Annotated in this window: 12 protein-coding genes; 11 read left to right on the top strand and 1 reads right to left on the bottom strand. The window is 30.7% G+C overall.

Features of this window, described 5'->3' with window-relative positions; translation table 11 throughout:
• The first annotated feature begins 73 nt into the window (after positions 1–73).
• From pseB to E7Z77_RS03905, 10 genes are read left to right on the top strand one after another with little or no spacing between them, the layout of a single operon-like run.
• Positions 74–1,069 carry a UDP-N-acetylglucosamine 4,6-dehydratase (inverting) gene (gene pseB, locus E7Z77_RS03950; protein ID WP_292750502.1) on the top strand — a complete coding sequence of 332 codons (996 nt, stop codon included), beginning with the start codon at positions 74–76 and terminating at the stop codon, positions 1,067–1,069.
• 8 nt (positions 1,070–1,077) lie between these two features.
• The gene (locus tag E7Z77_RS03945) at positions 1,078–1,863 is read left to right on the top strand and encodes a glycosyltransferase family protein (RefSeq protein WP_292750500.1); all 786 of its coding nucleotides are present in this window, start codon (positions 1,078–1,080) and stop codon (positions 1,861–1,863) included.
• Positions 1,850–2,779, top strand: coding sequence for an aldo/keto reductase (locus E7Z77_RS03940; RefSeq protein ID WP_292750498.1), 930 nt, complete (start codon positions 1,850–1,852; stop codon positions 2,777–2,779). The genes E7Z77_RS03945 and E7Z77_RS03940 overlap by 14 nt, the downstream gene beginning before the upstream one ends.
• A gap of 11 nt (positions 2,780–2,790) precedes the next feature.
• Positions 2,791–4,095 (top strand): aspartate aminotransferase family protein, encoded by a 1,305-nt coding sequence (locus tag E7Z77_RS03935; RefSeq protein WP_292750496.1) that lies wholly within the window; start codon positions 2,791–2,793, stop codon positions 4,093–4,095.
• Between the two features lie 5 nt (positions 4,096–4,100).
• The gene (gene pseC, locus E7Z77_RS03930; protein ID WP_292750494.1) at positions 4,101–5,255 is read left to right on the top strand and encodes a UDP-4-amino-4,6-dideoxy-N-acetyl-beta-L-altrosamine transaminase; all 1,155 of its coding nucleotides are present in this window, start codon (positions 4,101–4,103) and stop codon (positions 5,253–5,255) included.
• A gap of 1 nt (position 5,256) precedes the next feature.
• Positions 5,257–6,672 (top strand): bifunctional UDP-2,4-diacetamido-2,4,6-trideoxy-beta-L-altropyranose hydrolase/GNAT family N-acetyltransferase, encoded by a 1,416-nt coding sequence (locus E7Z77_RS03925; RefSeq protein ID WP_292750492.1) that lies wholly within the window; start codon positions 5,257–5,259, stop codon positions 6,670–6,672.
• A 4-nt stretch (positions 6,673–6,676) separates the two neighbouring features.
• Positions 6,677–7,729, top strand: coding sequence for a pseudaminic acid synthase (gene pseI / locus E7Z77_RS03920; RefSeq protein ID WP_292750490.1), 1,053 nt, complete (start codon positions 6,677–6,679; stop codon positions 7,727–7,729).
• Positions 7,730–8,695: an NAD(P)H-dependent glycerol-3-phosphate dehydrogenase gene (locus E7Z77_RS03915; RefSeq protein WP_292750487.1), complete on the top strand. Its 966-nt coding sequence runs from the start codon at positions 7,730–7,732 to the stop codon at positions 8,693–8,695. It abuts the gene before it with no gap.
• Between the two features lie 12 nt (positions 8,696–8,707).
• Positions 8,708–9,400: a 2-C-methyl-D-erythritol 4-phosphate cytidylyltransferase gene (locus tag E7Z77_RS03910; protein WP_292750485.1), complete on the top strand. Its 693-nt coding sequence runs from the start codon at positions 8,708–8,710 to the stop codon at positions 9,398–9,400.
• The gene (locus E7Z77_RS03905; protein WP_292750483.1) at positions 9,401–10,687 is read left to right on the top strand and encodes a surface carbohydrate biosynthesis protein; all 1,287 of its coding nucleotides are present in this window, start codon (positions 9,401–9,403) and stop codon (positions 10,685–10,687) included. It abuts the gene before it with no gap.
• Positions 10,688–10,858: 171 nt separating this feature from the next.
• Here the strand turns inward: E7Z77_RS03905 and E7Z77_RS03900 are convergent, their stop codons facing one another.
• Positions 10,859–11,692, bottom strand: coding sequence for a LicD family protein (locus E7Z77_RS03900; protein WP_292750481.1), 834 nt, complete (start codon positions 11,690–11,692; stop codon positions 10,859–10,861).
• Between the two features lie 124 nt (positions 11,693–11,816).
• Between E7Z77_RS03900 and aepX the strand changes: the two genes are divergently transcribed.
• Positions 11,817–13,124, top strand: coding sequence for a phosphoenolpyruvate mutase (gene aepX, locus E7Z77_RS03895; RefSeq protein WP_292750479.1), 1,308 nt, complete (start codon positions 11,817–11,819; stop codon positions 13,122–13,124).
• Positions 13,125–13,126: the final 2 nt, after the last annotated feature.

The raw sequence follows: 13,126 nt of genomic DNA, 5'->3' as shown, positions 1-13,126 counted from the left end.
ATATTTAAGTAGAAAATAATATATTAATATTTAATATTTATTTGAATTTTTATTAATCAATAGGAGCAAACTAATGTTAGATGATAAAGTTATTTTAATTACTGGAGGGACAGGTTCTTTTGGTAAAAAATTTACTAAAAGGGTTTTAGAACAATTTAATCCTAAAAAAATCATTATTTACTCAAGAGATGAGTACAAACAATATTTAATGCAAAGACAATTTGCAGAACATAATGAATTAATGAGATACTTTATAGGTGATGTAAGGGATAAGGAAAGATTTGCAAGAGCTTGTGATGGTGTTGATATAATTGTACATGCAGCGGCATTAAAACAAGTTCCAGCCTGTGAATACAATCCTTTGGAAGCTATAAAAACTAATATTGATGGTGCAAGGAACATTGTTGATGTGGCTATTGATAAAGATGTTGAAAAAGTAGTTGCTTTATCAACTGATAAGGCAGTAAATCCTGTAAATCTTTATGGTGCAACTAAAATGGTTTCAGATAAACTATTCATTGCTGCTAATGCATATGTTGGGGCTAAAAATACTCATTTTTCTGTTGTTCGTTATGGTAATGTTAGCGGAAGTCGAGGTTCCGTAATTCCATTTTTTAAAACATTAATTGAGGAAGGAGAAACAAAACTGCCAATTACCGATATGAGAATGACTCGTTTTTGGATTACTCTTGATGAAGCAGTTGATTTGGTAATAAAAGCTATTGATGAGGCAACCGGTGGTGAATTATTTATTTATAAATGTCCGTCATTTAAAGTTACAGATTTAGCAAAAGCAATGCTTCCTGATTGTGAACTTGAAGATGTTGGGATTAGGCCTGGCGAAAAACTCCATGAAGTAATGATTACTGCTGAAGATTCAAGGTCTGCTTATGAATATGATGATTATTACGTAATCTACCCTGAATTGGAATGGTGGGAGAATGTCAATATCAAAGATGGCGGTAAAAAAGTAGATGACAGATTCCGCTATGCATCAGATAATAATACTGAATGGTTAAGTGTGGAAGAGATTCGTGAAGCTTTAAAAGATATAGATATTGTTTACTAGATGATAACGTGATTTATGCAATTATTCAAGCAAGAATGGGTTCAACAAGATTGCCCGGCAAAGTAATGATGGATTTGTGTGGCAGTCCTGTCATTGAACACGTTGTAAAAAGACTAAATAAAAGTAATTTTATTGATAAAATAATCATTGCAACAAGTTTTGATTCTAATAACGTTCCTATTATAGATTTTTGTAAAGAAAACGATATTGATTATTTTGTTGGTAGTGAAGATGATGTTTTAGACAGGTATTATCAAGCGGCAATGGATAATCATATGAAAGATGATGATATTGTAATCAGGATAACTTCAGATTGTCCTTTGATAGATCCTTTTGTTGTGGATAAAGTTGTCGAAGAACATATTTCTGAAAATAATGATTACACTACTAATGTTATCGATTGCACATATCCTGATGGTCTTGATTGTGAAGTGTTCAATTTCCATGTTTTAAAGGATACTTGGGTTAATGCTAATTTAAGTTCTCAAAGGGAACATGTTACCTTATATATCCGAGACAATCCTGATAAATTTAAATTGGGTAATGTAAAAAATGACATTGATTTATCTGATTTGAGATGGACTTTGGATGAAAAAGAAGATTTTATTTTTATAAAGGAAGTTTATAAAAATCTTTTCAATGAGGATTCTTTTTTTACAATGGATGATGTAGTGCAATTATTAAATGACAAACCTGAATTATTGGAGATTAATTCAAAATTTACCAGAAATGAAGGTTTATTAAAATCATTAAGAGAAGATGTTGATTTAGGTAGTAGAAATGTTGATGAATAATTTTAGAAACTCAAAATATGAAATTTCTAAATTTGGATTGGGGACTGTTCAATTTGGTCTTGATTATGGTTTTACTAAAAGAAAAACTCAAGATGAAGTAAATGCCATTCTCACCACTGCAAATGACAATGGTATCACATTAATTGATACGGCACGTGAGTATGGTGACAGTGAAGAAAAAATTGGAAATTTTTTACAAAATTATAAAAATAATTTTGTAATAGCCACTAAATTAAGATTGATTGAGGATTTAGATAATTTAAATTACACCAATTTTAAGAATAACATTTATAATTCTGTTGAAGAGTCATTAGAAAAACTTCAATTAGATAAAGTTCCTATTCTACAACTACATCAAGCTGTTGATGAAATTTACAAAAACGATGATTTTTGGACTGTAGTCAATCAATTAAAAGATGATAACCTGATTGATTTATTCGGCGTTTCAGTTTATGAATTACAGGAAACAGAGTTCATAACAGAAAATCACAGTGGTTCTGTTGATTTTTTCCAAATTCCTTACAACATTTTTGATAGGCGTTTTGATGCCATTCAAAATCAACTGGAAGAAAATAATATCGGTTTGATAAGCAGGTCAACTTTCTTGAAAGGAATCATTCCCTGCGATATTGATGATGTTCCAGAAGGCTTAGAAAAAATAAAGCCTTTCAAACAGGATTTGATAGATATTGCTAATAAATGTGATGTTAGTGCAGCAGAATTAGCTAGTGTATTTGTTTATTATAATAATTATATTAATTCAACTATTTTGGGAGTTAACTCTCCTGAAGAGTTAGAAACTAATATAAAAAGCATAGATAAGTTTGATAAGACTCTTTTAGAGGATATTGATTTTGACAGTTTAAGAATAAATGACGATTATTTAATTGATCCTAGAAAATGGAATAATTTTTAACTGGTGATAAAATGGCAAACTATGAAAAAAGTAATGAATTATTAAAAAGAGCTGTTGAAGTAACTCCGTTAGGCGCTCAAACATACAGTAAATCATATAGATATTATTGTCAAGGAGATTCTCCTGCGTTTATTGAACGAGGTGAAGGCTGTTATTTATATGATGTGGACGGAAATAAATTCATTGATTTTGTATGTGCATTAGGTCCAATAACAATCGGATATAATATTGAAGAAGTAAATAATGCTGTTAAAGAACAACTTGAAAAGGGAATTTCATTTTCTCTTCAAGCTGAAGTTGAAGTTGAATTAGCTGAAAAAGTTATTGAAATTATTCCTTGTGCAGAAATGGTAAGGTTTGTCAAAAATGGTGGTGACGCCACTACTTCTGCAATCAGACTAGCTAGAGCATTCACTGGAAGAGATCTGGTTGCATTATCCGGATATCATGGGATGCATGATTGGTCTATTGGTTCAACCGAAAATAATAAAGGAATTCCAAAAGATATCTCAAATTTAACAAAAACTTTCGAATATAATAATATTGAATCATTAGAAGAACTTTTTAATGAGTATCCTAATCAAATTGCAGCCGTCATTTTAGAACCAATTCAAGCCAACGGTCCTAAAGACAACTTTTTACAGAAAGTTAAAGAATTAACAGAAAAAAATGGTGCAGTTTTAATATTTGATGAAGTGGTATCTGGTTTTAGATATGCTTTAGGTGGAGCTTCAGAATTATATGATGTTGTTCCTGATATGGCTGCTTTTGGAAAGGGCATGGGTAACGGATTGCCAATTTCAGCTGTTGCAGGTAAAAAAGAAATCATGAAACAAATCGAAGACGGAATTTTTGTTTCAACAACATTCGGTGGTGAAGCATTATCTATGGCAGGATCCATTGCAGCTTTAAAAATTTTGGAAAAACCTGGCTCCTATGATCATATTTGGAAATTAGGAACAATGTTAAAAGAAGGACTTGAAGGGCTTATTGAAAAATATGAATTGGGGGATGTTATTCTTGTCAGTGGACTTCCACCACACTGTGGTGTTGAATTTGAAGATGTTGGAAGTTTAGATTATTTAGATATTAATTCAATTTACTCCCAAGCAATGATTCATAATGGAATAATAACTGTTGGAATTAATAATATCAATTTATCTCACACTGAAAAGGAAATTGAAGCTTTCTTATCTGCTGCTGAAGAAGCGATGATTAATATTAAAAAGGCTATTGAACAAGATTCTACAGAAGGTATTTTAATTGGTAAAAAAGTGAATCCTGTATTTAAGCGTAATATTGTTGAAGAAAACTAATTGGGGTGTTTTTTATTTCTAAATTTTTACCATATGGAAAACAGACTATTGATGAGGATGATATTGAAGAGGTTGTAAAAACTCTCAGATCTCCTTTAATCACTCAAGGACCTAAAATTGAAGAATTCGAAAAAGACATTGCTAAATATTGTGGTGCAAAATATGCTGTAGCTTTTAATTCAGGAACTTCAGCGTTACATGGTGCTTATTTTGCTTTAGGCATTGGAAAAGGGGATGAAGTAATTACTTCTCCAAATACTTTTGTTGCTACTTCAAATGCAGCATTGTACCTGGGAGCTGATGTGAACTTTGGGGATGTTGAACTCAAAACTGGTAACTTGGATGCATCTAAAATTGAAATTAGTGATAAAACTAAATTGATTTCTCCCGTTCATTATTCTGGCCAGCCTGTAGACCTAAAAGAATTTTCCGAAATAGCTGAAGATAATGATGTTAAACTCTTTGAGGATAGTGCTCATGCGTTAGGTGCGGTGTACGGCGGCAAAAAAATCGGATCTTTGGAGTATTCTGAAATGGCAATGTTCAGCTTCCATCCAGTTAAACATATTACAACTGGTGAAGGTGGAATCATTGTTACAAACGATGAAGAGTATTATGAGCGCTTACAGTTATTCAGATCACATGGAATAACCAAAAACAATTTAGTTAATGAGTCTCATGGTGATTGGTATTATGAAATGCAGGAATTAGGTTTCAATTATCGTATAACTGATATTCAATGCGCATTGGGTATTTCACAACTTAAAAAATTAAATTCGTTTATTGAAGCTAGAAGGAGAATAGCCAAGACCTATGATGAAATATTTGCCGAAAATCCTTATTTCGATGTTATACTTGAAAAGGAAAATAGGCAATCCGCTTATCATTTATACCCTATTCTTTTAAAAGAAAAATTTACCAACCATAAAAAAGAAATCTTTTCAAAATTAAGACAGGAAGGTTTGGGTGTTCAAGTACATTATATTCCGGTTTACAAACAACCATATTATCAAAAATTAGGATTTGATAGTGAATTATGTCCTGTTTGCGAAGAATTTTATAAAAGGGTAATGAGTATTCCTATGTATCCAACATTATCTGATGATGATATAGAATTTGTCAAAGAGAAACTTTTCAAAGTAATTTCTGAATTTGATTAAAATGAAAGTGGTAATTTTAACAGAAGGTGGAAAAGATTACGGATATGGTCATGTAGCTAGATGCAGTTCTATTTATCAAGCTTTTGAACATTATAATATTTCCCCAAGGTTCATCGTAAATGGTGATGAATCAATAAAATCTATTGTTCCGGATATTCCTGTAGAAATTACCGATTGGTTAAATAAATCTTTTAAAGCAGATATTATTGTTATTGATTCTTATTTGGCAGATTTGACTTTTTATAATGAAATTTCTAAAAATTCATCATTATGTGTTTATATTGATGATAATAATCGTTTAGATTATCCGAAAGGAATTGTAGTTAATGGAACATTGGATACTTCCGCTATGGGTTATTTGGAAAGGGGAGATATAACTTATTTGGTTGGAAGTGAATTTATTCCATTGAGAAATGATTTTTGGAACATTCAAAAATTAAAAATAAATGATTCCATTGAAAATATTTTAATTACCCTGGGTGGCAATGATTTAAGAAATTTAACTCCAAAAATATTAAAATTGTTAAATGAGAATTTTCCCGAAGTTAATAAGAAGGTCATAATTGCAGATAGCTTTAAAAACACTCATGAGATTGAATCCTTAAAAAATAATCATGTTGAGTTAATTTACTCTCCGGATTCTGATGAAATTATTAATGCAATGAGTTCTGTTGATTTAGCTATCTCTGCCAGTGGTCAAACATTATATGAACTTGCATGTATTGGTGTTCCAACAGTGGCTATTGGCATTATTGATAATCAGAAAAATAATATTAAAAATTGGATAAATCAGGGTTTTATTGAATATGCCGGTTGTTGGAATGATGATAATCTTTTAGATAATATTTTAGACAGAATAAATTATTTACAAGATAATGGGATTCGTTTTGATAAAAGATTATTGGGTATTCAGGCCGTAAATGGTAAAGGGTCTCTGAAAATTGTTAAAAACATTCTAAATGAGTTTTATAAAAATAATTCAACATTTAGGTCCATTCAAAAAGAGGATTGTTTAAAAATATTTGAAATTGCAAATGATGATGATGTCCGTAAAAGTTCATTCAATTCGGAAAAAATTCAATTAGAAGATCACAAAAAGTGGTTTAATAATATTTTAAATGACGATTCAGTAAAATTTCATGTTTTAGAGTATGAAACTGATTTGATTGGTCAATTAAGATTAGATTTTGATGAAAAATATCCCGTTATCAGTATTAGTTTAAATAAAAAATATAGGGGCCTCGGTTTGTCAAAAATATTGTTATCAGAAGGCCTAAAATTAATTGATGGAAAAGTTGTTGCTTATATTAAAAAAGACAATGTCCGTTCAATTTCATTTTTTAAATCAATGGGATTTAAAAAGGAAGGGGATGTTGTAATTAAAAATTGTGATGCATTAAAATTTATAAAAGGGTAATATTATGGAATTTAAAATTGGTGAAAAAGAAATAGGTGAAGGTAATCCTACATTTATTATTGCAGAACTTTCTGCTAATCACATGAATGATTTTGATATTGCTGTTAAAACAATTGAAGCTATTGCGGAAGCTGGAGCAGATGCAGTTAAATTTCAAACTTTCACTCCGGATACAATTACAATTGATTGTGATAATGAATACTTTCAGATTAAACAAGGAACAGTATGGGACGGGCAGATCCTTCATAAGTTGTATGAGGATGCATACATGCCATGGGATTGGCAACCTAAACTCAAAAAGATAGCGCAAAATTTAGGGTTAATCGTATTTTCTTCACCTTTCGATAAAACTTCCGTTGATTTCTTAGAGGATATGGATGTGCCTGCATATAAAATTGCATCTTTTGAGATAACTGATATTCCGTTAATAGAATATGTTGCATCAAAAGGAAAGCCAATCATAATATCCACAGGCATTGCCTCTTTTGAAGATATTGAACTTGCTGTAAAAACTTGTTTGGATGTAGGAAATGATGAGATTGCTCTTTTAAAATGCACTTCATCTTATCCTGCCCCATTAGATGAAATTAACTTAAATACGATTCCTGATATTAAAGAGAAATTCGATGTTGTTGTTGGTTTATCTGATCATACTTTGGGTGGCGAAGTTTCAACAGCATCTATTGCATTGGGTTCCAATATAATTGAAAAACATTTTATTTTGGACAGGGATATGGGAGGTTCGGATTCAGAATTTTCAATGGAACCTCATGAATTCAAACAGATGGTTGATTCAATTAGAAATGTTGAAAAAGCATTGGGAAAAGTCAGCTATGAATTATCTGATAAAATGAAAGCCAATAGAGAATTTTCAAGATCATTATTTGTTGTTAGTGACATGAAAAAAGATGAGGTCATAACTGAAGAAAACGTCCGTTCAATAAGGCCGGGCTTTGGTCTTCATCCGAAATATTTAAAAGAAATTTTAGGAAAAAAAGTTAATAAGGATTTGAAAAAGGGAACTCCTTTTGAATTAAATTTTGTTAGAGGTGATTAAATGCCAATAACTGTTGGAGTCATTGGGGCTGGAGCTATGGGAACTGCTGTTGCCCAGACTGTCGCTCCAAATGCTAATGTGTTATTATATGCACGACGTGAGGAAATTTGTAATGATATTAACAATACTAAGGTGAATTCACAATACTTCCCGAATGTTAAATTACATGAAAATATTACTGCAGTATGTGATTTGAATGAGTTAAAAGATGTTGAAATAATATTTTTATGCATTCCATCATCTGTAATGAGAGAATTGGTTGAAAAACTAAATAACGTTGTCAATAGAGATTGTATTTTTGTCAATACTGCTAAAGGACTAGAAAATAAAACTAATAAGACAATGACTGATATTATTGAAGAGATTACTGAAAGACCACCAGTTGCATTTTCAGGACCAAATATTGCATCTGAAATGGTTAAAAGTTCACCTGCTTCAACTACAATTGCCTGCGTTAATGATAATTGCTTAAATAAAGTTAAAAATGTCCTTGTTACAGATTCTTTTAAAGTTAATGCAAACAATGATGTAATTGGAACAGAATTTTGTGGAATCCTCAAGAATATTGTTGCAATTTCACAAGGAATCTGTGAAGGAATGAACATCAACAATAATGCAAAATTCGCAGTATTTACTAAAAGTTACAATGAAACAAAAGACATTATTGAAAAATTAGGTGGTAAAAGAGATACTGTGGATGATTATTGTGGTTTTGGAGATATTGTAACTGCATCTACTTTATCAGTTAGTAGAAATCATACTTTAGGCGTATTGAGTGGTCAAGGCATTGTCATTGATGAAAAAGCATCTGGAGTATTGTTTGAAGGAAAAAATACTGCAACTATATTAAAAAATTTATGTGATGAATTAAATATCAATTCATTAACGGTTGACTTTGTTTATGATGTAATTATTAATCAAGCAAATCCTAAAAATGCATTTTATAGACTATGGGAACAATTATAATTAAGTGATTATATGATTTTTGCTGCAATATTGGCTGGAGGAACCGGAACCAGATTGGGAAAGGGTGTTCCAAAACAGTTTTTCAAGATAAATAATAAACCGTTATTGGCTTATTGTATTGAACCTTTTTTAAAAGTGGATTTATTGGATAAAATTATTGTTTCTTCCCCAAAACAATATTTAAATGAAACTCAGGCATTAATTGATGAGTATTTTGATGATGATAAGCTGGTTGTTATTGAAGGTGGAAAAACACGAAATTATACTATTTTAAATTCAATTGAATATGCTATTGAAAACGGTGCTGATGATAGTTCGGTCATGGTTACTCATGATGGTGCAAGAATTTTTGTCTCACCAAATTTAATTGAAGATAGTATTAAATATGCTATTGAATTTGGTGCCGCTAGTCCAGTTATTCCTGCAGTTGACGTGATTTTCCAAAGTAAAGAGGATTCTAAGCTTACAAGCATTCCTGAAAGAAAATATTTGTTCCATGCACAAACTCCACAATCTTTTAATATTAAAAAATATATAGAGATTTATGAAGATTTAACTGAGGATGAAATTAAATTATTAGATGAAGCAATGATGCTTTTCTATTTGAGAGATGAAGAAGTCTATTTATTCAAAGGAGATTCATCTAACTTTAAAATCACACGTCCTTTTGATATAACTATTTCTCAATCAATATTAGGTGATTAAATGGCAGATATTGTAATATTTTATGAACTACCTGAAAGAGAATTAAATAATGCATATCTTTTAAAAGCAGAATTTGAAAGAAGAGGATATTCTGTTGCTTTAAAAGATTATTGGAATTATCATGAAATTGTTTTTCCAATTAAAAAGAAACCAAAATTAGTAATTGCACATTCAGGATATGATAATAAGGATTTAGAAAGATTCACTGCACGTTTTAGACCTAAAATTGATAAAATGTTGAACATGAGATACGAACAGGTAATTGCTGAAAGAATTTTAAATTCAACACTTCATTATCCTAGAGAATACCTGAAACACATGTCCTTTATATGTTGGAGTGAACATATTAAAGAAGAAATGATGAAACAGGGAATTCCTGAGAAGAATTTAGCCGTCACTGGCGATATCAAGACTGATTTTTCTAATGAGCTATTTGATTCGTTTTATAAAACAAAAGAAGAATTAGGTAAAGAATTCGGATTGGACTATCAAAAAGAATGGGTTTTATTTATTTCCAGTTTTACATTCAATGAATATGATCCTGATGAATTTTTAATAAGGTTGAATAACAATCTTGAAGATGGTAAATATATGCAAAAATGGGATATTGAGACTAAAAAAATTTTTATGGATTGGGTTAAAAAATTTTTAGAAGACCATCCTGAAAAAGAATTTATTTATAGACCTCATCCTGCTGAAAATAATGTGGTAACTGAAGACATAAATATGAGTGCTTTGGAAGAAAAATATCCTAATTTCCATTATATCGGTAAATATGCTATTCAGGAATGGGTTAGGCCATGTGATTACTTAAATACATGTTTAAGCACTTCCATCATTGATGTTTATTTATTAAAAAAGCAATGTAATATTTTAAGGCCGGTTCCTTTAGACCCTGGATTTGATAATCCATTATTACTTCATGCAGATTACATTGATTCATATGAAGACTTTGAAAAGGCAAATACTAATAAATCTGATAATCCATTCCCTATATCTGATGAAGACGTAGAAAAATATTACTATTTCGGAGATAAATTAGCTTACGAGGCTATTTGTGACTATGCTGAAAAAATGATTGCTGATGATTCATTTAAAAATGATTTTTATCCAAGTAATCCAACATTTTCAAGAATAAAATTCATAATTAAAAAATCATTAGCATTTCCAAAAGGTCTCCCGACAGTTTTTAAATCTGCAATTAAAAATAAATCATCACGTAAATCAGCAATGGAACCGGGTAATAAAAATGCTGAAAAAATAAGTAAAATAATAAAAGGTAAGTGAGGATTAATTGAACAATATAACTATTAAAACAGTTATGACTATCAATAACTGTGGCGATATTTTGTTTATTTGATTTATGGTTGGGTAAATTGAATTCAATTGCCATTTTAAATGGCGGGGGCATTCAATTTTATTTTATATTTTTTTTTTTAATTTTAATCTGTAGTTATATTAATATTTTCCAAAATCAATCTTTTCGGGTGCGGGACGGAATCTTTTGTCTTCAGGAGGTAGTTCCATATAGTTTCCATAAATTCTTGTTAAAATTTTATCTGGATTATTAGGTATATTGACCTCGATATCTTCAAATTTTGCTTTTTTTAAGGGTAAAAAATCTTTTTTATCATATACTGGTAATTGACAAACTGCAGGAAAATCGCAAACCGCATCACATTCTTTATCTTTATATTTAGAATAGGTTTCCACACATTTTCTTTTAATAGTAGATGGGGAAATTGGTAAAATCTTTAAGAAATAATGAATTGTTTGTTGGAACAGTTTTTTTAATGCAGAATCATTATCAAATTTGATATATGAATACATGGTTAATTGATTAAGTATAAACCCTTCAGATAAGTGGATTTTTCGCTTTATTTTGTTGTTTGGAACATTCTCTAAAATAAAAATATCCATAAATATGTTTGGAGTGTAATCAACTTGATCCACCCACCATTCTGCGAATAATGTATTTTTCAATGTTAATCTGGCCCAGGTATAAAAGTAAGAATCTTCATTTAATATATTGATATAGTCATATTTTTCATCAATATTTTTTTCAAGTATTTCATTTAATTTTTCAAAATCTTCCCTAAACATTATCACATCGATGTCGTCATCCCATGGAATGAATCCTTTGTGTCTTATGGTTCCAAGCAGGCTTCCACCATATATAAAATAAGTCAAGTTATTTTCTTCGCAAACCTTAATGAAATATTTCAAAATCATTAATTGAACTTTTTGTAAATGCTTTAGAGTTTCATCATCATATCTTTTTGATTTAAACATAATTATTCCTGTAAATATTTTTTCAAAACTAATATTTATTTTTATATTGGAAATTTTTAAATATTTCTTTTTTTAAAATTTATAATATAATTAATAAATAACATTTATATATTAGGTAATAATTATGAGTTCTGATAATCCGATTGTTTATACTTGTTTTTGTACTGATGTAATCCATGACGGACATTTAAATTTAATTAATGAAGCTAAAAAATATGGAGATGTTGTTGTGGGAGTTTTATGCGATTCTCAAATGGTAAAGTATAATAGATTCCCATTAAAATCAACAGAAGAACGTATTGAGTTAGTAAAAGAAATTCCAGGCGTAAAAAAGGTAGTTGTTCAAAATAAGATAATGTATGATGACATTGTCAAGGAGCTTAAGCCTGATTACATTATCCATGGGGATAATTGGGCTGAAGATTCCATGAAGGTGATAAGGAACAATATCCTTAAAGTTCTTGAAGAAAATGGCGGGGAACTTATTGAAGTGCCATACACCTTCAATGAAAAGATACAGAAAGTTGACAGGCAAATGAGGGAACAGCTGGCAATGCCTGAGCTTAGAAGAGCAAGATTAAGAAAATTGTTGGATATGGTGCCTATTGTAAAGACAATCGAGGTTCACAGCGGATTAACAGGTTTGATTGCAGAAAAAACAGTCATTGCCGATGACGAACATATGGACCAGTTTGAAGCGATGTGGATTTCCAGCCTATGCGACAGTACAGAAAAGGGAAAACCAGACATCGAACTGGTTGACATGACCTCCAGATTCAGAACAATCAACGATATAATGGAAGTTACAACCAAACCGATCATTTTTGACGGTGACACAGGCGGAATTGCAGAGCATTTCGTCTATACAGTAAGATCCCTTGAAAGAATGGGTGTATCTGCGGTAATCATAGAGGATAAAATCGGATTGAAGAAAAATTCATTGTTCGGAACAGAAGTAAAACAGACTCAGGATGAAATAGAGCATTTCTGTGAAAAGATTGCTGCAGGTAAAAACGCACAGCTTTCAGACGATTTCATGATTATTGCAAGAATTGAAAGCCTTATACTTGAGCAAGGAATGGATGATGCACTTAAAAGGGCATTTGCATTCCGTGATGCAGGTGCAGATGGAATAATGATTCACAGCAGAAGAAAGGAGCCTGATGAAATACTCGAATTCTGTGATAAGTTCAGGGCTGAAGATAAGCAGACTCCTATTGTCGTAGTCCCATCTTCATATAACTCAATTACAGAAAGTGAACTCCTTGAACATGGAGTCAATATTGTCATTTATGCCAACCAGTTATTGAGAGCGGCATTTCCTGCAATGCAAAATGCTGCAATAAGCATTTTAAAACATCATAGGGCTCAGGAAATTGATGAACAACTGTTATCCATTAAAGATATTATAACATTAATCGATGAATTATAAGT

Origin of the sequence: Methanobrevibacter sp., from assembly GCF_015062985.1 — an archaeon.
GTDB lineage: Archaea > Methanobacteriota > Methanobacteria > Methanobacteriales > Methanobacteriaceae > Methanocatella.
Note: the sequence above shows the minus strand (reverse complement) of the source record. Positions and strands in the feature narration are given on the sequence as shown.

What these genes read in the sequence shown, in the direction of transcription:
- pseB (WP_292750502.1), top strand. Translation starts at nt 74, where the DNA reads ATGTTAGATGATAAAGTTATTTTAATTACTGGAGGGACAGGTTCTTTT.
- E7Z77_RS03940 (WP_292750498.1), top strand. Translation starts at nt 1,850, where the DNA reads ATGTTGATGAATAATTTTAGAAACTCAAAATATGAAATTTCTAAATTT.
- E7Z77_RS03935 (WP_292750496.1), top strand. Translation starts at nt 2,791, where the DNA reads ATGGCAAACTATGAAAAAAGTAATGAATTATTAAAAAGAGCTGTTGAA.
- E7Z77_RS03925 (WP_292750492.1), top strand. Translation starts at nt 5,257, where the DNA reads ATGAAAGTGGTAATTTTAACAGAAGGTGGAAAAGATTACGGATATGGT.
- pseI (WP_292750490.1), top strand. Translation starts at nt 6,677, where the DNA reads ATGGAATTTAAAATTGGTGAAAAAGAAATAGGTGAAGGTAATCCTACA.
- E7Z77_RS03915 (WP_292750487.1), top strand. Translation starts at nt 7,730, where the DNA reads ATGCCAATAACTGTTGGAGTCATTGGGGCTGGAGCTATGGGAACTGCT.
- E7Z77_RS03910 (WP_292750485.1), top strand. Translation starts at nt 8,708, where the DNA reads ATGATTTTTGCTGCAATATTGGCTGGAGGAACCGGAACCAGATTGGGA.
- E7Z77_RS03905 (WP_292750483.1), top strand. Translation starts at nt 9,401, where the DNA reads ATGGCAGATATTGTAATATTTTATGAACTACCTGAAAGAGAATTAAAT.
- E7Z77_RS03900 (WP_292750481.1), bottom strand. Translation starts at nt 11,692, where the DNA reads ATGTTTAAATCAAAAAGATATGATGATGAAACTCTAAAGCATTTACAA.
- aepX (WP_292750479.1), top strand. Translation starts at nt 11,817, where the DNA reads ATGAGTTCTGATAATCCGATTGTTTATACTTGTTTTTGTACTGATGTA.